The sequence below is a fragment of the Streptomyces sp. NPDC015139 genome (assembly GCF_043079785.1).
GTDB classification, from domain to species: Bacteria; Actinomycetota; Actinomycetes; order Streptomycetales; family Streptomycetaceae; genus Streptomyces; species Streptomyces albidocamelliae.
Map to the genome: position 1 here is coordinate 41,913 of NZ_JBIBUW010000022.1, position 18,164 is coordinate 60,076.

Sequence of the window (18,164 nt, forward strand, 5' to 3'; positions counted from 1 at the left end):
TCCAGGACCTGACAAACCGACAGGCGAAGGAGCACGGTGAGCGCAGCGACGGCAGCAGGTACCTGGAAGCTCGGAGACCTGGAGGTGAATCGCATCGGCTACGGCGCGATGCGGCTGACGGGCAACGGCATGATGGGGAACTCCGACGGCACACCGATCGACCGCGATGCCGCCGTCGGCCTGCTGCACTACGCGTTCGAGCAGGGCATCAACCACATCGACACAGCCGCCTTCTACTTCTCGCCGTTGCGGTCGGCGAACGAGCTCATCAACCGGGCCCTCTCATCCTGGTCGGGCGACGTGATCGTAGTGACCAAGGTCGGCCCCGCGCGCGATCTCTCCGGCCAGTGGCTCGACACGGTCCGCCCCGACCAGTTGCGTGGCCAGGTCGAGGAGAACCTGCGCCAGCTCGGCCGGGACCATCTGGACGTAGTGAACCTGCGCGCCGGCGGCCCCCGCACAGCTTCGATCGCCGAGCACTTCGGCGCCCTCGCGGAACTGCGCGAGGCCGGCCTGATCCGGCACCTTGGGCTCTCCGCTGTCCTGCCCGAGCATGTGGCAGAGGCTCAAACGATCGCGCCCGTGGTCTGCGTGCAGAACTCCTACGGCCTGGACTGGCGCCGCGCCGACGAGAGTGGGCTGGTGGACCTGTGCGGGGATCAGGGCATCGCCTTCGTCCCGTTCTTCACGGTCTCCGGCCTGCGGCGTGAGGCAGCCGCAGGCCAGGAACAGGACGCGCGCGTCCAGTCCGTTGCCCGCGCCCACGATGCGACGCCGGCCCAGATACGGCTCGCCTGGACCCTCCACCGCGGTCCGCACGTGCTGGCCATTCCCGGCACCGCGAACCCGGTACACCTGGCAGAGAACATCGCCGCCGGAAACCTGCGCCTGACCGGGGAGGAGTTGGCCGTCCTCGGCGAGCGGGTCGGCCACGCCACTTCACCGCGAACCCACGGGTGAAACCTCCGATATCGGCCCAACAGACCTCTGGGTTTCCCCTGAAGCCCTTTCAGAGTTCGCCCACTCGCAGGGGTCTAGGGGTATCGCCGAGGTGAGCCCCGAAGAGGCCATGGGATGATCTTGGAGTGGGGATGGCTCGCTGGTGCGTGTCCAGGCGATCAAGGGGTTGTGGGCGGCGCGCAGCGGCGGCTGGCGCTCAGACTGATCATGACCGTCGCCGGTCCTTGACGCAGATAGGATTGCGAGGGTGACGGCACGAGCTAGTGACATTGAGAAGGCGGTCGGTGTGCTGCGCGCCGGCGGCCTGGTGGCCCTCCCGACCGAGACCGTCTACGGACTGGGCGCCAATGCTGAGGATCCCGCCGCCATCTCGCGCATCTTCCAGGTCAAGGGGCGCCCGCCCTCACATCCGCTGATCGTCCACATCGGCGGCGCGGAACACCTGGATGACTGGGTCCAGAAGGTACCCGCGACGGCCCGCCTGCTGGCCGAACGCTTCTGGCCGGGGCCCCTTACGCTGGTCCTGCGGCGCGGTCGCCGGGTGCCCCCGGAAGCGACCGGTGGCTTGGAGACGGTGGCCGTGCGTGTGCCTGACCACCCCGTCGCACTCGCGCTGCTGTCAGCCTTCGGTGGCGGTGTCACGGCTCCGTCCGCCAACCGCTTCGGCTCAGTGAGCCCCACGACCGCGGACGACGTCCGTGCCGAGCTCGGTGACGCCGTCGACTTCGTGCTGGACGGCGGCCCCTGCGAGGTCGGTGTCGAGTCGACCATCGTCGACGCCACCGGCGAGATCCCGACCATTCTGCGGCCGGGCGGGGTGACGCGTGAGGATCTCGAAGCCGTGCTGGGGTCCCCGCTCGCGGTCCCTGCGAGCAGTCGCATCCGGGTGCCGGGCCAACATCCGTCGCACTACGCGCCGCGAGCACGGGTCGTCCTGGTCGAGCCGGCGAAGATCGTCGGCGAGGCGGAGCTGGCGCAGGAACTGGGGCGCCGGGTCGGCGTCCTTCTTCCCGCCGCCTTCGCCGACGCTGCTGTGAAGGCGCACGCGGTGGTGGCGGTCCCCGATTCGATGGCCGCCTACGCACGCGGGCTGTACGGGTTCCTGCGCGAACTCGACCAACAAGGATGCGACCTCATCGTCGCGTCACTGCCGCCGGAGGAGGGGCTGGGACTGGCGATCGCCAACCGGCTGCGCCGCGCTGCGGGGCCCCGGACCACCGTGTGACCAGCGCCGACGCCGTGCCCTACTACTCCCGGGGTCTGGGGCCGGGCGGAATCGGCTGAGCTTCCGCCTCTCTGGCAGACCGGGCACAACTCATGCCGCCCGTCGTCGGTGACGACCGTTCCCCATCCCCGGCACGCCTCGCAGCCCGCGGCCCGCGCCAGGTCGCCCGGGAGGTGCTGGCCGCGTGGTCGGCTGCGTGAGCCATCGGGTGGTGCCCATCGGGGGTAAGAGAGCGGTGAACCCGGCGGGCGCCCGTGCAACTCGCAGCCGCTCGGCAGCCGTTCTACTTCGGTACTGCCGCGGTCGGCCGCTTGCGGATATGGATCCTCGGCGCCCGCCCAGATGTCTCAGCGTCTCGCCGATTTCGCGTCGGCCGGCGACGGTGCCGAGGCCGCCTGCCCGGCCGTGCCCCCCCCGGGCCCAGCTCGGGGTGCTCCACTGGCACCACTTGGCCATGCCGGACGGGATGGGCTACTCGCACGCGATCCCACTGGAGTTTTAGGAGCGCATCCACCGGAACACTCCCCCTCCGCCTTACGTTGCACTGCACCAGACCCCGCTCCCTGATCCGGCATGATCCAACTGACGGTCCTCAGCCGTGCGCCGTGTCATCGAGGTCTTCGAGTGCCTTGCGGGTTTTCCCGGTGTCCGCATGCTGTTCGCCCAGTACCCGGGTCTGCAGGGCCAGTAGCTCGGCGTAGGTGGCCGCCGACCCGGCGGTGTCCCCCGCCCTTCCCTGCCATTCGGCGAGAAAGCCCCAGGTCTTGAGAGTGTCGGGATGGTCACTGCCGAGCCAGCGCACGCAGTCCTGCACGATGTCTGCGAGGGCCGTGGTGGCCCGTACGGCGTCACCCGCCCGTCCCCACATCAGGGCGAGACTGCCACGCGCCCTGAGCGTGGCAGGATGGCCCTCGCCCCGCCGACGACGGCTGTCCTCGACCAGCTGAGAGAACGCTGCCGCGGCTCCAGCCACATCCCCTGACCAGGCCTGCAGATAGGCGACGTTGTTCCGCGTGTCGAGAGTGTCCGGGTGGTCGAAGCCCAGCACCCGTGTACGCACCTTGAGTTGTTCGGCGAAGGCGGTGGCGGCTGCGGCGGTGTCCTCCAGCTTCGCCAGCTGGAAGGCCAGGTTTCCGAGGGTCATGAGGGTGTCGGGGTCTTCTCGACCCAGCAACCTCGTCTGGTCCGCGAGCAGCTCATTGAACTCACGCACCGAGGTGTCGTGATCCCCGGCCTCGCCTCGAAAGCGAGCCAGGTTGTTGCGCAACAGGAGGGTGTCGCGGTCCTCGCTGCCCAGCACCCGCCGCATGTCGACAAGCAGGGCGGCGAATTCGTCTACGGCTTCGGTCAGGTCCCCTGCGAGGGCCTTGGTGTAGGCGAGGCTGTTCCGGGTGACCAGCAGCTCGGGGAGATCGGGGTCCAGCTGTCGGCGCTGTTCCGCCAGTACGTGGGTCAGGGCAGCCGCGGCTTCGTCCAGCTCCCCCGCTTCTCCCTGCCAACGCGCCGCCTGCTGGCGGAAGACAAGGGTGTCGCGGTGGTGTCCGCCGAGATGGGTGTCGGCTTGCTCTGCGAGGTGCTGGTAGTAGTCACGGGCCGCGCCGGCCTGCCCCGATGTGCCGAGGCTGGCGCCGCTGCGGTCGAGCACGGGGTGCGCGACCGGCTGGTACAGGGCGTCCTTCGTCTGCCTGGCGAGGACGGCGGTGTTGGCCCTGAGGGCGGCAGTCAGGTCGGTGTCCCGTTCGATGTGGGGCCAGGCGGCCATCAGGGCGTCCGCCGTTGCGCGGGCGACGTGGTGTCCTTCGCCGGGGGTAAGCCGCTCGCGGACGGCACGCTGGACGAGCTGGTGCATGCGAACGGCCCGGTGAGGCGAGTCCGGGTCGTGGTCGATGAGGCTGAACTGCTCCAGGCTGCACAGCACTTCGCGGATGTCCCGGAGCTCGTCGCCGTCGTCTCCCGCTCGGCCCGCATCGGTGAGGGTGCCCGACGAATCGGTGCGATGGCCGGCCAGGTAGGCCCTTACGGGCGGGGAGTCGAGCACCGCGGCGGGAATGCCGTTGGGCTCCAAGTGGGACAGCACGTGGAGCAGGGGTCGCGCCAGTCCCCGGGGTGGTTGCGTGTCTGCCAGTTCGATGGACATGTCCCAGGCTGCCGCCACCGTCCTGCTCTGATCGTCGGGAAGTCCGACGTGGGTCGGCAGCACCCGGGCGAGGGTGTTCGCCTCGCTTGCGAGGCGCTCGCGGTAGCTCGCACAGTCCAGGTGCAGGGAGTGCATGAACGGGACCGCCTGGGACAGTGCGAGCGGCAGCCGTCCGAGATCTTCCGCCAGGTGCGCGATCTGCGCAGGGTCGTCCTCCCGGCCGATGGCCGCGAGCTTGGTGGTCAGGTAATGGACCGCTTCCTCGGGGGTGAACCGGTCGACTTCAACCAGTCGGCTGCCCGACCGGAGCAGCGAGACGTCCCGGAACCGGGTAGTGACCAGTGTCTGCCCGTGCGGGACGTGCGGGGGCCAGAGCCCCTGGAGCGCACCCGTGTACGGGACGTCGTCCAGCACGACAAGCCAGCGCACGCCGGGCCGGGGTCCGCCGTCATTCGTTCCTGGGGCAAGGTTGAGCCAGTTCAGGAACAACGTGGACGCGGTCTGTGGGTCCTCCCGGCCGACGTCCAGTAGCCGATGCGCGGCGTCGGCGTAGGCGCCTGTCACCGCATCACGGGACGCTGCGGTCACCCACAGCACCAGGTCCACGTGGCCGGTACGGCCGGCCACGCCGGCGTAATGGGCGGCCAGTTGGGTCTTGCCGACCCCGCCCATGCCGGTCAGCACGTGGCTGAGCGTCGCGGTCCCGCACGTGGCGGCGGTTTCCAAGCGTGCACGCAGTTCCGGCCGCTCGACGTAGCAGTCCGCCTCGAACGGGACATTCCCCAGCACCCGGCACACGACCCCGGCCCCTTCGCCCTCCCGCCGGGCGTTCGGCACTGCCCACCCCTGCTCGTCCGTGGGGCGGGCGTCGCCCTTCCCGTCAGCGATTCGCCGTAGATCCAGCAGCTCCTGCCGCTCTGCCTGCTTGAGGTCCAATGCCCGCGCCAGGGCGGCGACCGCCGTGTCGCTGGGAACCGGTCCTCCCTCCCTGAGGGCCTTCCACATGGTGGTAGGGCTCATCTCCGCCTTCTTCGCGAGCCCCCTTCGGGTCTTCCGGGAGTTGGCAGCCGCGTCGTTCAACCTCCTGCGTAGCTCCGTCAGCGCCCGCTCGGCCTCCTCCTGCATCCTCGTCTCCCCCCTGATGTTCAACGGTGTTCATTGTGGACCAGCTGAACACCGCAGAACGGACTTTCCGAGACGTTGGGTCTCCTCACCGACCCATCCACTCCAAGGAGTTGGCCATGCCCTACCTCGCCGCCGTTCTGTTCGCAGTCGCGCTCGTGGTGATCGTGGCGTCTCTGGCCGCCGCTGCCGCGGCCAAGCTCGCGCGCATGGAGAGGGCCTCCTACCCCGCCGCCGTCAAGCGCGCCGCACTCACCTTCGCAGGGACCCTGACCCTCGCGGCCACCCTCACGGGTGCCCTGGCAGCGCTGCGCAGGTGACCGCGGCACAGCTGGGCGGGCGGCTCGTGAACAGTTCTCGGGCACGGCACAACAGCACTTCACCCGCCAGGTACGCGCCCAGCAACGCGAACACCACACGGGCCGCGCGATCGGCCTCCTGCCGGGCCGCGTACGCAGTCACTGGCAGGCGCTCCCGTGGAATGGCCGGCAGTGCCTCAGGCGCCGGCGGCCGCCACGTCCCGCTCATGCCCGGGGCCATTTGCTTGCCTGCCACCAGGCATACGCGGCATGTACGGCCGGCAGTCCCCAACCCCCAGCATTTTTTGGGGCCGGAATACAAGCGGCGGCACGGTCGCCGTCACTGCATGCCGCCTATTCTCACCTGATTCGCCGCTATTGCGACGGTAATGTGAGTGCCCTTTGTGCATCAGGCTCACACTGTTGCGCGCAGGAATGGCGGTCCGGCCCTTAAGGAAGCACTCGACGAAGCACTCCGCCTCCACGCAGGCAACCCGGAAACGCCGGACCTCTGACCGTCTTCGACGGCACCGGGTTTCACAGGCCGGGTCCCTGCCTCACACGCACGCGGCGACACGGTCATCGCTGCCGCGCCGCCACGTATCCGCCACCTGCCACCGCGCGCCGAGTAACCCACACCCACGGCCGACCGAACCCACCACGTCGCCCCCGCCCGCAGGCATCGTTGAGCACAGCATTCGCACCATGAACATCCCACCCCGTTTTCCTCCGGAGGGTGTGCCCCGCAATCCAGCGGCAGCCCGCACGGATGGCTCTTGCCCGCGACGTCTGATCACCCCGGCGGCGTGTGAGAGGCGGACCATTGAGATGCAGTCGTCATGCGGAGAAAGGCTTTGGGGACAGAGGAGGTGGCCACGGTGGCGGGTGACCGACTCGGGCTGGCCGAAGTACTGGCCGCCGCGGAGGACGCATCACCCGTGGCGTCCCTTGACGTGGTGGCGCGCAACCTGCGGGAGCGGTTCGGCGCGCGGTACGTCTCCTTCCTGTTCATGGACATGGTGGGCCGCAAGGTGGTGCGGGTCACCGAGGAAGCCGACACCCAGCAGGGCCGCCGGGCCGACCGGATCCCGCTGGCCGGCAGCGTCTACGACGAGGTGCTGCGCACCCAACAGCTCGTCCGGGCCGCCGACGGCGGCCGGGGGCAGCGGGTCCTGGCCCCGGTCACCAACCGGGGCGACGCCATCGGTCTGCTGGAGCTGTTCCTCCCCCAGATCACCGACGAGGTGCTGGAGCAGGTGGAGGAGGCCGCGCACGCGCTGGCGTACATCGTCGTCACCGACCGCCGCTTCACCGACCTGTACCACTGGGGTCAGCGCACCACCCCCGTCAGCCTGGCCGCCGAGATCCAGCGCCAGCTGCTGCCCACCGCCCCCTCCTGCGAGGCGGCCGAGTTCACCCTCGCCTGCGCCCTGGTGCCGGCCGACACCGTGGCGGGTGACACCTACGACTACACCCTCGACCACGACACGCTGCACCTGTCGCTCACTGACGCCATGGGTCATGACACCGACTCCGCCCTTCTGGCCACCCTGGCCGTCAACGCCTCCCGCGGCGCCCGCCGCGCCGGCACCGACCTCGGCGAACAGGCCCGCCAGGTCGACCGGGCCCTCCTGGACCGCAGCCGTCAGGCCTTCGTCACCGGCCAGCTCGTGCGCGTCGCCCTGGACGGCAGCGGTGCCCAGCTCGTCAACGCCGGCCACCCCTGGCCCCTGCGCCTGCGTAACGGCGCCGTCCACGAAGTCGCCCTGGTGGTGAACCTGCCCTTCGGCGTCGCTCCGCCCGGGCCGTACTACGTGCAGAACCTCGACTGCCGGCCCGGCGACCGCTTCGTCTTCTACACCGACGGCATGCAGGAACGCCGGGCCCGGACGGTCGACCTGCCCGGCCTGATCCACGCCACCGCCGGCGAACACCCCCGTGAAGTCGTCCGCGTCCTCACCGCAGCCGACAGCGACGCCTGCCACGGACGCCTGGCCGACGACGCCACCGTCCTGTGCCTGGACTGGCACGGCCCCCACACCGGAGGCCGGCACGCCTCCTGCGGTGCCGACACCTGACCGCCGCCCCGCCCATGGCGGCCGGCACTCTTGCTCGTCGTCCAGAACGCGTGAGGGACCCGCATCAGGGGCGCTGCCCGGCTCTGGAGAGGTCGGGAGGTTGCCAGGCGCCTCGTGTGGCAGCTCGCCGGCCGATCCGTTGTACGTGCTTGGGGTAGTCGGTAGGTCGACGGCCGGTGGAGCGCGTCGCACGACGGTGCAACCGGAGGAAGGGCTGCTTTGTGATCGATCCCGTCAAGGTGAGCAGCACGCTGAGCCATCTGATGCTGGCCAGCCACGTGGCAGCGTTCGATGAGCTACCGCGCATGGTGGCCGCGCGGCTTGAGCCGGTGGGCGTGCACGACGTCGCCTTCTTCATCGTGGATCTCCAGGGCACAGTGCTGCGTGAGGTCACCGGCCAGGGTATCGACGCCGGTGAGGGAGGCGAGACCCTCGCTGTCGACGCAACGGTGGCGGGACGGGCCTTCCAGCGCGTGGAGCTGATCGCCGAACCTACACCCTCGATGGAGCGCGAGGGCCGCAGATGGTGGGTGCCGATCACGGACGGGGTGGAGCGTCTGGGCGTGCTGCGCACGGTCGCCGACGGGGACGACGACGCCACCCGTGACGCGTTGCGCGCCGTGGCGTCGATGGTCGCCTTGTTGCTGCTGAGCAAGCGGGACTTCAGTGATTCCTATGCGCGCCTGATCCGGTCCGCGCCCATGAGCGTGGCCGCCGAGATGCAGTGGCACCTCACTCCACCGTCGGCCTTCGCGGGCCGCCGCACCACGATCGCCGCGGTCTCCGAGCCGGCCTATGAGGTGGGTGGCGACGCCTTCGACTACGCCGTCTCCGATGACGTGCTGCATCTGTCCATGTTCGATGCCATGGGCCATGACGCCCGGGCGGGACTCACCGCCAACATGGCGGTGGCCACCTGCCGCAACGCACGCCGCCAAGGCGCTGATCTCGTGCAGACCTCACAGGCGGTCGAGGACGCCTTGATCGAGCAATTCGACACCAGCCGGTACGTCACCGGCATCCTCGCCGACCTGGACATCAACACCGGGCGGCTGACCTGGATCAACCGCGGCCACCCCCTGCCCGTTCTCCTGCGGGCAGGACGCTGGCCCCGCGAGCTGCAGTGCCCCCCGGCCGGCCCGATGGGCGTGGCCCTGAATCTGCCGGTGACCGTCTGCCACGAGCAGTTGCAGGCCGCTGACCGGCTCATCCTGTACACCGACGGTGTCGTCGAAGCCCGTGACCGCAGCGGCAACGAGTTCGGGCTGAAGCGGTTCACCGACTTCCTCGTACGCCATCACGCCGACCACCTCACCGTCCACGAGACACTGCGCCGGCTCACCCACGCCGTCCTCGACCACCACGACGGACACCTCGACGATGACGCCTCCGTCCTGCTTGCCGAGTGGCGTGACCCCGACCAGGACGACCTCACCCCGTGACGCCGCACGCGCCGCTCGCAGCACCGCGGGCTCTCAGGCCCCGCCGCAGGCAGGACAGGAGGAGGACATGCCCGACCCCCGCAACGATCCGCCGCACTCCGCGGAGCAGCTCGGCGTGCACGCCGAGATCCCGTCAGCTCACACGGTCGTGCTCGTCCTGACCGGCGAGCTCGACCACCACACCAGCAAGCGACTCACCCAGAGCGTGGACGCCCAACTGCAGGGACCTCACCGGGTCGCGCTTGTGCTGCTGGACCTGTCCGGCCTGTCCCTCGTCGACTCAACCGGCCTGACCAGTTTGCTCAAGGTGAGGCAGGCAGTCAGCCACACAGGCGGGGAAGTGGCCCTGATCGCTCCCAGCACCCAGGTCCAGCGGATGCTCGACATCACCGGCATCAACCAGGTCTTCTCCCTCTACCCCGACCGCCACGCCGCCATCGACGCGCACGTGCACCAGTTCTGACGGCTCGCTTCGTCCTCAGTCGAGCGAGCATCCCCATGGGGTTGTCACTGCACGCCGGGTACGGGGTGGGCCGCGATACGGGTCACGGTGACGGACACGGCCACCGCTTCCAGGGCGCCGTGCTCGGCGAGATGGGTCAGGACAGCGGATCGAACCTGCTCGTGGACATTGCGGGCAGCGTCCAGGACGCGGCTCTCTTCGGCCACCACGCAACGCACGTCGATGCGCCATCCCGAGCCGTCTGGCGCATGCACGGCGCGTACGCCGGCTTGGGATGGTGTGTGCTCGGTGAGCGTCTGGGGCAGCACGGGCGAGACGGCCTCGGTGAGGCGGTGGGCGAGGCGGGGCTGCAGGCCGGCCACGTCGGGGACCCCAAGCGTCGCCTCGGCCACTGCCGTGAGAAGAGCAGCCGTACGGGCGTCGGCCATCACGGGCCGCCGAGAGTGTGCCGCCCGGTCTCGGTGAGGCCGGGGGACGGGGCGGACTCCAGGAGGTCGGCCACGGTGATGTCGACGGTGGTGACCTGCAGACCAATAGTGTGCTCGGCGGCGTGCAGGACCGATCGGCGTACTTCGTCGATGCGGTGCGGCAGCGGGCGGTCCAGGCCCGCAACGACGGTCAGCGTCACAGCCACACGCTTGGTTCCGTCAACGTCGTCTGCGGGGGTCAGTCGGCAGGCCGCAGCCTTGACGCCGGGGACACTGTCGGCGGCCTGGCGCAGCACTTTTGCCGCGGCGCTTTCGGCTATGCGCAGGTCCCGGTCCGGGTCGGCCAGGGGCAGCAGCCGTCCGAGTCGGCCCTCGGCGCTGACGATGGTCATGACGCGGTCGGTGAGTGCCTGCAGATGGGCGGGTGCTCGGCCTTTCAGGGCCCGTGTCGCCGCCTTGAGCGTGGCCAGTGACGCGGCGGCCTCGCGGCAGAAGGGGCACGTCATCGTGTGCGGGTCCGGCGCGGGTGACGGTTGGAGCGCCTGGTCCCAGACCTGGCTGAGCAGTCGGCCGCAGGTCAGTTCCTCGTCTCTCGCGAGGGGGTCGTCTACCGCCATGGGGCCATCGCCTCCTTCAGCAGTTGGCGCGCCCTGAACAGTCTGCCGCGCACCGTGGGCTCACTGCTACGTGTCACATGGGCGATCTCCTCGTACGACAGGCCCTGGAGTTCTCGAAGGATCCAGCACAGCCGCTGGCCGGCCTCGAGTTCACCGAGTGCGCAGGCCAGGGCGGCTGCGGCCGCGTCCTGTTCGGCCGCCCGGGCGGGAGAATTCCACTCGTTGTCCGGCGCCGGCTCGGTGGCGGCGTCCAGCGGGAAGGTGGGTCGTCGGCGGCGACGCACGGTGAGGCAGCGGTTGACGGTGATCCGGTACATCCAGGTGTGGAACTCTGCCCGGTGGTGGTAGTCGGGCAGGCGCCGCCAGGCGCTGACGAAGGCGTCCTGGACGGCGTCTTCGGCGTCCTGGGCGTTACCCAGCATGTAGTACGCCAGGGTGAGAAGCGGTCGGCTGTGCCGGCGGACGAGGGCGGCGAAAGCGTCCTCGTCCCCTTCGGCGGCCCGCACGGTCAGCACACCGTCCGGCAGGCCGCTCTCCAGCGGTGCGGGTCCAGTCCGCTCGTTCATGCCGCCTCGGTTCACGGCTTCCGGGACTGTCGCCTACCCACTCGTTGCTATGTGACGCACATCACACCGAGTGGATGTGAGGAGTGTGCCGACCGGGTCGTCCAACCCTCTTGACGGGCCTCGCGCGGAGGCACGACGACCGATCGAGGCGATCCGCCATGACGGACGACAGCAGCGCCACCGGCCGGAACAGCCAAGCCGGTGGGAGTGAAAGCGCGTTGCAGGGCAGGACCGGAGCGGGAGCACCGGCGGAGACACGGGGCAGGACCACCATCGCGGACAGCGTGGTGGCGAAGATCGCCGGTTTGGCTGCCCGCGAGGTTCCGGGCATCCACAAGCTCGGAGGCGGGATGGCCCGGGCGCTCGGCGCGGTGCGCGAGCGGGTCCCGGGCACGGGCAGCGGTGTCACCCAGGGAGTGAAGGTCGAGGTCGGCGAGAGGCAGGCCGCGTTGGACCTCGACGTCGTCGTCGAGTACGGCGTCTCCATCGTCGACGTCGCCGGCGACGTGCGTACCGACGTGATCACCGCGGTGGAGCGGATGACCGGGCTGGAGGTCGTCGAGGTGAACATCGCCGTCGACGACGTCCACCTGCCCGACGAGGAAGAGGAGACCGACGACCAGGAGGGGCGCGTGAGGTGACACGCCTGGGTGATCGCCCGCTCCCCTGGTGCGGGCGATGGCTCAGCGGCGACAGCTACGCGCCGGAGACGGATGAGTGAGTCATGAACACAGCCACCACGGGCCTCGTCGCCGGCATGGCGCTGGGCTTCGCCGGATACTTCGGCGGCTTCTGGGCTTTCCTGCTGGTCCTCGTCCTGGGAGCGGCCGGCCTGATCGCCGGCCTGGTCCTGCAGGGCGATCTGGACCTCCGAACGCGGAGGCAACGGTGAACGCCCTGCCCGAACCCGTCCTCTCCCCGGGAGACCGGGCCGGCCCCCCACGCGCTTCCGCTCTGCCGCCACCGGCGGAGCGGGGGGCGACGATCATTCCGGACAAGGTCGTAGGCCGGATCGCCACCGAGGCCGGCCGTGTGGCGCAGCGGCGCCGCGCGGCCATGCCGCCCGACAGGGACCCCGGGGCGGCACCCAGCGCCTCCGTCGCCAGCCATGCGGGAGCGGTGCGCCTGCGCCTGGCCGTGGACCTGCCCTACCCCACCGACCTCGCACGCGTCTGCGAGCAGATACAGCGCGACGTCGCCGACCGCGTGGCCCAGCTGACCGGGATGCGCGTCGACGAGGTCGCCCTCACCATCCGGCGGCTGGTGACGGCCCCCGGTTCCGGCCGCAGGCGGGTGCGGTGAACGACCGCGCTCGGCCACCCGGCACGCCCCCGGCGGAGGAGGACCGCATGAACCACGACCCAGGTCCGACCGGGCCGGCAGGCCACGCGGCGCCGCCCGAGAGACCACCGACCGGTCCGGACAGCTGGCCCACTACCCGCCGCCCTTGGTCGGCGCGCCGGCTCCCGGCAGCCGCGGCCGCATGTGTGATCTTGGTTGCGGCAGGTGCGGCACTGATCGATGTCGTCGCCGTGCGAGCGGGGCGCCGGGCGGCAGCCTGGCGACAGGAGCTGGCCGACGCCCTGGCGACCCGTCCCGTGGACGACGCGTGGATGCTCACCGGAGCCGCCGTCGCGGCCGCCATCGGCCTGTGGCTGCTCGTTCTGGCCCTCACCCCGGGCCTGCGGCATCTGATGCCGATGCGCTCCCCGGCAAAGCAGCGGGCCCAGCTGGACCGGGACGGCGCCGCCGTCCTCCTGCGTGATGCCGCGCTGCAGGTGCCCGGCGTGCGCACGGCGCGCATCCGTGTGCGCCGGCACCGCATCCTGGCACGCGCCGATGTCCACTTCCGCGACCCACGGCAGGTGAAGACCGACGTGGCCGCAGTCCTCGATGGCGAACGCGACCGGCTCACTCTCTCCCATCCCCCGCGGATTGTCGTCGTGGTCCGCCGGCGGACCACCTGATGAGCACTCAGCAGCGGAGCGTGCCATGACGCCGCAACCCGTTCTCAACCGCGTCCTGTTGGCCGTCGCCGGTCTGATCCTGCTCGGCGGCGGGCTGCTGATCATCGCTGCCGGACTCGACCTGTACCGGCGACATGACCTGACACCGCCCGCCGGCTGGCCACTGACCGCCTCCGACGACGTCCTCCTCGGCTCCGGCGACCGGGCCCGCTGGAGCAGCCAGGGCTGGTGGTGGTGGCCCGCCGTCATCGCCGCGCTCACCGTCACCGCGTTGCTCGCCCTGTGGTGGCTGCTCGCCCAGCTCCGCCGGCGCCGCCCCTCCCGGGTGCCTGTCGGCACAGACCACGCCCAGCAGGGCATCCAACTCGGCCACGGTGCGCTCAGCGACGCGATCGAGGCGGAAGCCGAAGCCCTGCCGGGCATCGACAGCGCGAAAGTCCGCCTCGTCGGCCGCCCGGCCCATCCCCGGGCCGACATCACTCTCACCCTCTCGCCAACCACAGCACCCGACACCGCTCTCGAGGCCCTGGGCGAAGGCCCCCTGGATCACGCCCGCCGGTCCACCGGCCGTGACGACCTCAGTGCCGAGACCCGCCTGCGCGTCTCCCACCACAAGGCCCACCGCGCGGCATAGGCCGACGCCCTGGTGGGGGGTGCTCGGGCATGAGGTCACCCTTCCGAACTTCCGCGTATCGCCCCGCTTCGAGGCGGCCCGCCTGCAGGAAGGAAGCAGGCGCGGGCATCTACCCGGATGTCACCGCGCGGAGGGAGCTCAGGAGGAGGGCAGTTCAGCGCCTCGTCGCGGATGCGGGCGCAGCTGCGGCTGATGATCCGGGAGACGTGCATCTGGGAGATGCCGAGGCTCTCGGCTATGCGGGCTTGCGTCATGTCCTCGAAGGAGCGCATGTACAGGATGGCCCGCGCCCGAGCGGGAAGACGACGCAGCCCGTCCTTGACGGCCTCACGGTCGATGATGACGTCGTAGGAGCGATCTGCTGCGGCCAGGGTGTCGGCGAAGGCGGGGCTGTCGTCGGCCTTGGAGAGCGCCATGTCCAGGGAGAGGGTGCTGTAGCAGTCGAGCGCCTCCAGGCCCGCGGTGACCTCCTCCTCGGTCAGGAGGGTGCGAGCGGCGATGTCGGCGGTGGTGGGTTCGCGACTGCCGGGGACCTGCATCAGGTGGATGCGGGCGAGGCGCACTTTGTTGCGCAGGTTCTGTACCCGGCGGGGCACGTGCATGGCCCACGTACGGTCCCGGAAGTGCCGCTTGACCTCACCGGTGATGGTGGGCACGGCGTAGCATTCGAAGGCCCCCCGGGAGGGGTCGAATCCGTCGACGGCCCGGATCAGACCGAGCGCGGCAACCTGATGCAGATCCTCGACCAACTCGCCGCGATCGCGGAAGCGGTCGGCGATCCGGTGGGCCATGGGCAGCCACGCGGTCACCAGCTCAGCGCGTACGGCGTCCCGTTCGGCGCCATTGGCCAGCGCCGCCAGACGAAGGAAGAGCGCGGCGGTGTCAGGTGCGTCGTCATGGCCGCGTGGTGTGGGCGCGCGTGCGGCGCCGGCAGGGCCGTCGAAGGGGCTTGTCGAGGTGTCGGCCGGCATGCGCATCGCTCCCGTACGACGGCGGGCCGGCCCGGGGTGCCGGGCCTGGCTCAGGGCTGGAACAGGGACCACCGCACGGGCGCCGTCCGGTCTGCCGAAGGGGGGCCGGCAGCCAGGTTGTCCCGCTGGGCGCACGCCTCCGGGCCGAAGCGCGATCTCCGAATCCCCCTTGGCCCCGGCAGCAAACATGCCGGCGCGCCGACCCGCGCGCACAGGCCACACCGTGCTCCTGACGAGGCAGGTCGGCAAGTGGTAGCCGGATCTGCTGCCGTGGTGGGGCAAGGTCCGGCCGCTCTCGCCGGCGCGGTCGTCGCGTAGCTCACCCAGCCGTTGCCCGACCAACGGGGACGGCCCACACCACGGACAGACGCGCGCAGTCGGCGGACGCCCCCAGGAATTGAGGTTGGCCGCGGGCCGGGGGCTCGGGCTGTTCGCGGGGGCCGCCGCGGACCACTTCGGCACAGCCTTGCCGGACAGCCACCGCTCGCGCAGTCAGGCCCGGTCGCTGGACCGGGCCCTGACTTCACGCGCGGGAAGTGCGCCGCCGGGCAGCTACCGGCGTTCCCCGCGCTGTACGGGGTGTCCTACTGGTTGGGCTCGGCGGCGCTGATGTCGCCGAGTGCCGAGCGTGCATCGCGTTCGATCGCCAGGTCGCCGATGGAGACGATGCCTACGGCGTGGCCCTCCTCGACGACCGGAAGGCGGCGGACGGAATGCTCGCGCATCAGCTCGACCGCGTGGTCGAGGTCCTCGTCCGGGGTGATGGTGACCAGGTCGCCGCTGCAGGCGGAGGCCACGGTCCTTTCATTCGGGTCGCCGCCCTCGGCGAGCGCGCGCACCACGAGGTCGCGGTCACTGACCAGACCCCGCAGATCGTCGCCCTCGGTGACCAGCACGATGCCGATGTCCTCGTCGCGCATCTTCTGTGCCACCGCTGTCACCGATGCCTGCGGCTCCACCGTCACCAGCCGGCTGGTCATGATGTCCCGCACATGCTGAGTCATGACGCCTCCCTCAGGTGGAGAGCGGGTGCCCACTGGGCTGTACCGGCCGAGTACCCGGCCGGCAGCCCTCCTTCACGCGCGCGACGACTCAGGTTCCCGCCCGCCGGCGTGGCTCCGTCGGCCGGATGCTGCGCGGGGCCACCCCGGCACCTCTTGTGCGCCGCCCCCCACCTGATTCGCCGCTATGGCGACGCTTGTGCGGGTGCCCTTGTTCGTCAGGCCCGCACCCGCGCGCAGGGGGGCGGTCCGGCATGTCCTGCCGTGATCCGCAGCCCGGCCGCACCCGCCATCCACGGTCGCGGGAGACCGCCGAGCAGGGCGAAAACCGATGGTCAGTCCCGTGATGGAACCACAAGCGTGGAACAGCGCGCTGGGTGCTCCGCCGCCGCTGAGCCCGGCTACCTTCCGAGGACCCCAGCTCGGCGCAACTCCGACCTCACCTCTCGGTGCACCGGGCCGGGGCCCGTCCGACAGCATCCTGTGCACGGCACCCTGCCCAATTCCCGCCGGACGAGTGTCGCCGCACGGGCTCCGCGAGACGAGCAGGCCCCGAGAGGCCGGCCGGGGCGCACGACCTCCAGCTCGCACGGGGTTGAGTGCGCACACGCGTCTCGGAGGGGACGTGCGCAGCCCGACAACCGTACCTAGGGTGGGAGGTGCAGGTCTGTGACACAGCCTGGAACGAGTGACGAAGCAGTAGGGCGCTCGACGCAGCGCCCGGTCAGCCGGAGGCCCGACAGCGGAGACCGGCGCGGACCGCGCGCACGTCGTCGGGCGTTGGGGATGGACCAGAGGGCGGTTCTGAACCATGAGGAACGTACAACGGCTTGAGCCCACGTCGGCGGAGCCCGGCGGCGGCAGCGTGCTCGCGGCGTGGGAGCGGTTCGTGCAGGGCGAGGATCACATCCCTGGTGTCCGGCCTCTGGTGGCGATCTCCTGGCACCGCTGCCGAGAGCAGTACCGGGTCGATCCTCACCTCACAGAGGCACCGGTAGCCGTCCCGGAGTTCGACCATACCCCCGAGCACGATGTCGTGTTCGCTGAGCTGGGTTTCCGTGCCGCCTCCGTGGCGCATGAAGTGGGCAACCTCGGTTGCGTCGTCACCGTCACTGATGCCGCCGGCCGAATACTGGCCGAGTGGGGTGATCAAGCCACGCTCGCCAGAGCCGGCGGCTGCAATCTGGCGCCCTGGTTCTGCTGGTCCGAGTGCGCGGTCGGTACGAACGGCATGGGTACGGCGCTCGAGGCGCACGGCCCGGTACCGATCCGGGGCGCGGAGCACTGGTGCCGGGCGTTCCACGATTGGTTCTGCGCAGGCATCGCGGTGCGTGACGTCGTGACCACGGAACCGATCGCGGTCCTGAGCATCTGCTGCTGGCGCAGCGAGCTTCCCGCGTCCGCGGAGAGCTGGCTGGCGAAGGCGGTCACCATGACCCAGCACCCGCTGAAGAGGCGGGCCAGGGACAGCGGCTCCGAGCTGGTCGCTGCCTACACCCAGGCCAGGGGACGCTCCAGTGCGGCGCTCGCCGCGCTGGACACCGGGGGCAGGGTGGTGATCGCCGACGACATGGCAAGCGTGCTCCTGGGCGTCCCGGCATGTACCCCGGCGGTCGACCCCACCCTGCGATGGAACCCCGGGCTGCCAGAATTGATCGCGGCCGCCCGGTATGCCGCCGGCCAGGCGGCTCACAACCCTGACTGGGTCGGCTCGACGCAGATATTCGCCCATCTCGCCGACGAGCCGACATCGATCAGTTTCCGACCCGTCTTCTCGTCCGGACACCTGATCGGGAACCTGGTCTCGTTCGGTGCCTCCGACGGGGCACAGTTGCCCCAGGCGGAGGGTCCCGCGCACCCGTCGGTGCAGCCGCGTCGACTGGTCGCGACACGCGGCAACCGGATGGTGCTGTTGCGGCTGCCGGAAGTCTCCTTCGCCGAATCGATGGGAAACGACGTGTGGCTCTCCACCGAACAGGGGCGACTGCGGGCCGCCTCACTGAGCCTGGACAAACTCGACAACGAGCTGGCGGATTTCGGCTTCCTGCGGGTGCACCGCCGGTATGTGGTCAACCTCAGCCGCGTCCGGGAGATCGAGCGGGGGCTCAAGGGAGACCTGATTCTGATCATGGACGGCCGGGCGAACGAGAGGGTACCGGTCTCCCGGCGGAACGCGCCGGCCGTGCGTCGCGCGCTGGACATCTGAGTAGGCCGGCACGATCTAGGGGCCCGGAAGGAGGTTCCCGTGTCTGAC

18 protein-coding genes are annotated in these 18,164 nt (G+C 70.5%); 12 read left to right on the forward strand and 6 right to left on the reverse strand.

Annotated elements, in window-relative coordinates; all coding sequences use genetic code 11:
* The first annotated feature begins 36 nt into the window (after positions 1-36).
* Together ACF08B_RS36235 and ACF08B_RS36240 are read left to right on the forward strand one after the other, a co-directional pair.
* Complete coding sequence (locus ACF08B_RS36235) at positions 37-960, forward strand: oxidoreductase (RefSeq protein WP_392321289.1); 924 nt, start codon at positions 37-39, stop codon at positions 958-960.
* A 247-nt stretch (positions 961-1,207) separates the two neighbouring features.
* Positions 1,208-2,185, forward strand: coding sequence for an L-threonylcarbamoyladenylate synthase (locus tag ACF08B_RS36240; RefSeq protein WP_392321290.1), 978 nt, complete (start codon positions 1,208-1,210; stop codon positions 2,183-2,185).
* Positions 2,186-2,777: 592 nt separating this feature from the next.
* Here the strand turns inward: ACF08B_RS36240 and fxsT are convergent.
* Complete coding sequence (gene fxsT, locus ACF08B_RS36245; RefSeq protein ID WP_392321291.1) at positions 2,778-5,447, reverse strand: FxSxx-COOH system tetratricopeptide repeat protein; 2,670 nt, start codon at positions 5,445-5,447, stop codon at positions 2,778-2,780.
* 116 nt (positions 5,448-5,563) lie between these two features.
* On the opposite strand from fxsT, the gene ACF08B_RS36250 reads away from it, so the two are divergent.
* The 4 genes from ACF08B_RS36250 (at position 5,564) to ACF08B_RS36265 (ending at position 9,726) form a co-directional block, all read left to right on the forward strand.
* A complete protein-coding gene (locus ACF08B_RS36250) occupies positions 5,564-5,764 on the forward strand; it encodes a hypothetical protein (RefSeq protein ID WP_392321292.1) in 201 nt (66 codons plus the stop codon).
* Between the two features lie 857 nt (positions 5,765-6,621).
* Positions 6,622-7,821, forward strand: coding sequence for a PP2C family protein-serine/threonine phosphatase (locus ACF08B_RS36255; protein WP_392321293.1), 1,200 nt, complete (start codon positions 6,622-6,624; stop codon positions 7,819-7,821).
* Between the two features lie 221 nt (positions 7,822-8,042).
* Positions 8,043-9,263 (forward strand): PP2C family protein-serine/threonine phosphatase, encoded by a 1,221-nt coding sequence (locus tag ACF08B_RS36260; RefSeq protein ID WP_392321294.1) that lies wholly within the window; start codon positions 8,043-8,045, stop codon positions 9,261-9,263.
* 67 nt (positions 9,264-9,330) lie between these two features.
* On the forward strand, positions 9,331-9,726 hold the full coding sequence (locus ACF08B_RS36265) for an STAS domain-containing protein (RefSeq protein ID WP_392321295.1): 396 nt from the start codon (positions 9,331-9,333) through the stop codon (positions 9,724-9,726).
* Positions 9,727-9,770: 44 nt separating this feature from the next.
* Here ACF08B_RS36265 and ACF08B_RS36270 read toward each other — a convergent pair whose 3' ends face one another.
* From ACF08B_RS36270 to ACF08B_RS36280, 3 genes are read right to left on the reverse strand one after another with little or no spacing between them, the layout of a single operon-like run.
* Positions 9,771-10,154, reverse strand: coding sequence for a hypothetical protein (locus ACF08B_RS36270; protein WP_392321296.1), 384 nt, complete (start codon positions 10,152-10,154; stop codon positions 9,771-9,773).
* Positions 10,154-10,771 (reverse strand): hypothetical protein, encoded by a 618-nt coding sequence (locus ACF08B_RS36275; protein ID WP_392321297.1) that lies wholly within the window; start codon positions 10,769-10,771, stop codon positions 10,154-10,156. Before ACF08B_RS36275 ends, ACF08B_RS36270 begins: the two co-directional genes overlap by 1 nt.
* Positions 10,762-11,337 (reverse strand): RNA polymerase sigma factor, encoded by a 576-nt coding sequence (locus tag ACF08B_RS36280; protein WP_392321298.1) that lies wholly within the window; start codon positions 11,335-11,337, stop codon positions 10,762-10,764. Before ACF08B_RS36280 ends, ACF08B_RS36275 begins: the two co-directional genes overlap by 10 nt.
* 158 nt (positions 11,338-11,495) lie before the next feature.
* Between ACF08B_RS36280 and ACF08B_RS36285 the strand changes: the two genes are divergently transcribed.
* From ACF08B_RS36285 to amaP, 5 genes are all read left to right on the forward strand, one after another.
* Entirely contained in the window at positions 11,496-11,978 is a 483-nt protein-coding gene (locus ACF08B_RS36285; protein ID WP_392321299.1) for an Asp23/Gls24 family envelope stress response protein, read from the forward strand.
* Positions 11,979-12,061: 83 nt separating this feature from the next.
* Entirely contained in the window at positions 12,062-12,229 is a 168-nt protein-coding gene (locus ACF08B_RS36290) for a hypothetical protein (protein ID WP_392321300.1), read from the forward strand.
* Positions 12,226-12,639 carry an Asp23/Gls24 family envelope stress response protein gene (locus tag ACF08B_RS36295; RefSeq protein WP_392321301.1) on the forward strand — a complete coding sequence of 138 codons (414 nt, stop codon included), beginning with the start codon at positions 12,226-12,228 and terminating at the stop codon, positions 12,637-12,639. Before ACF08B_RS36290 ends, ACF08B_RS36295 begins: the two co-directional genes overlap by 4 nt.
* Before the next feature lie 185 nt (positions 12,640-12,824).
* Positions 12,825-13,304 carry a DUF6286 domain-containing protein gene (locus tag ACF08B_RS36300; protein WP_392321302.1) on the forward strand — a complete coding sequence of 160 codons (480 nt, stop codon included), beginning with the start codon at positions 12,825-12,827 and terminating at the stop codon, positions 13,302-13,304.
* 25 nt (positions 13,305-13,329) lie between these two features.
* A complete protein-coding gene (gene amaP, locus ACF08B_RS36305) occupies positions 13,330-13,938 on the forward strand; it encodes an alkaline shock response membrane anchor protein AmaP (RefSeq protein WP_392321303.1) in 609 nt (202 codons plus the stop codon).
* 35 nt (positions 13,939-13,973) lie between these two features.
* On the opposite strand, the gene ACF08B_RS36310 is transcribed toward amaP, so the two are convergent.
* Positions 13,974-14,909, reverse strand: a complete 936-nt coding sequence (locus ACF08B_RS36310; RefSeq protein ID WP_392321304.1) for a SigB/SigF/SigG family RNA polymerase sigma factor — start codon at positions 14,907-14,909, stop codon at positions 13,974-13,976.
* Between the two features lie 584 nt (positions 14,910-15,493).
* On the reverse strand, positions 15,494-15,913 hold the full coding sequence (locus ACF08B_RS36315) for a CBS domain-containing protein (RefSeq protein ID WP_392321305.1): 420 nt from the start codon (positions 15,911-15,913) through the stop codon (positions 15,494-15,496).
* 886 nt (positions 15,914-16,799) lie between these two features.
* Here ACF08B_RS36315 and ACF08B_RS36320 point away from each other — a divergent pair.
* Positions 16,800-18,116 carry a LytTR family transcriptional regulator DNA-binding domain-containing protein gene (locus ACF08B_RS36320; RefSeq protein WP_392321306.1) on the forward strand — a complete coding sequence of 439 codons (1,317 nt, stop codon included), beginning with the start codon at positions 16,800-16,802 and terminating at the stop codon, positions 18,114-18,116.
* Positions 18,117-18,164 lie beyond the last annotated feature (48 nt).

Coding starts and splice junctions, on each gene's coding strand:
- amaP (WP_392321303.1), top strand. CDS start 13,330: ATGACGCCGCAACCCGTTCTCAACCGCGTCCTGTTGGCCGTCGCCGGT.
- ACF08B_RS36250 (WP_392321292.1), top strand. CDS start 5,564: ATGCCCTACCTCGCCGCCGTTCTGTTCGCAGTCGCGCTCGTGGTGATC.
- ACF08B_RS36315 (WP_392321305.1), bottom strand. CDS start 15,913: ATGACTCAGCATGTGCGGGACATCATGACCAGCCGGCTGGTGACGGTG.
- ACF08B_RS36280 (WP_392321298.1), bottom strand. CDS start 11,337: ATGAACGAGCGGACTGGACCCGCACCGCTGGAGAGCGGCCTGCCGGAC.
- ACF08B_RS36285 (WP_392321299.1), top strand. CDS start 11,496: ATGACGGACGACAGCAGCGCCACCGGCCGGAACAGCCAAGCCGGTGGG.
- ACF08B_RS36275 (WP_392321297.1), bottom strand. CDS start 10,771: ATGGCGGTAGACGACCCCCTCGCGAGAGACGAGGAACTGACCTGCGGC.
- ACF08B_RS36290 (WP_392321300.1), top strand. CDS start 12,062: ATGAACACAGCCACCACGGGCCTCGTCGCCGGCATGGCGCTGGGCTTC.
- ACF08B_RS36270 (WP_392321296.1), bottom strand. CDS start 10,154: ATGGCCGACGCCCGTACGGCTGCTCTTCTCACGGCAGTGGCCGAGGCG.
- ACF08B_RS36310 (WP_392321304.1), bottom strand. CDS start 14,909: ATGCCGGCCGACACCTCGACAAGCCCCTTCGACGGCCCTGCCGGCGCC.
- fxsT (WP_392321291.1), bottom strand. CDS start 5,447: ATGCAGGAGGAGGCCGAGCGGGCGCTGACGGAGCTACGCAGGAGGTTG.
- ACF08B_RS36265 (WP_392321295.1), top strand. CDS start 9,331: ATGCCCGACCCCCGCAACGATCCGCCGCACTCCGCGGAGCAGCTCGGC.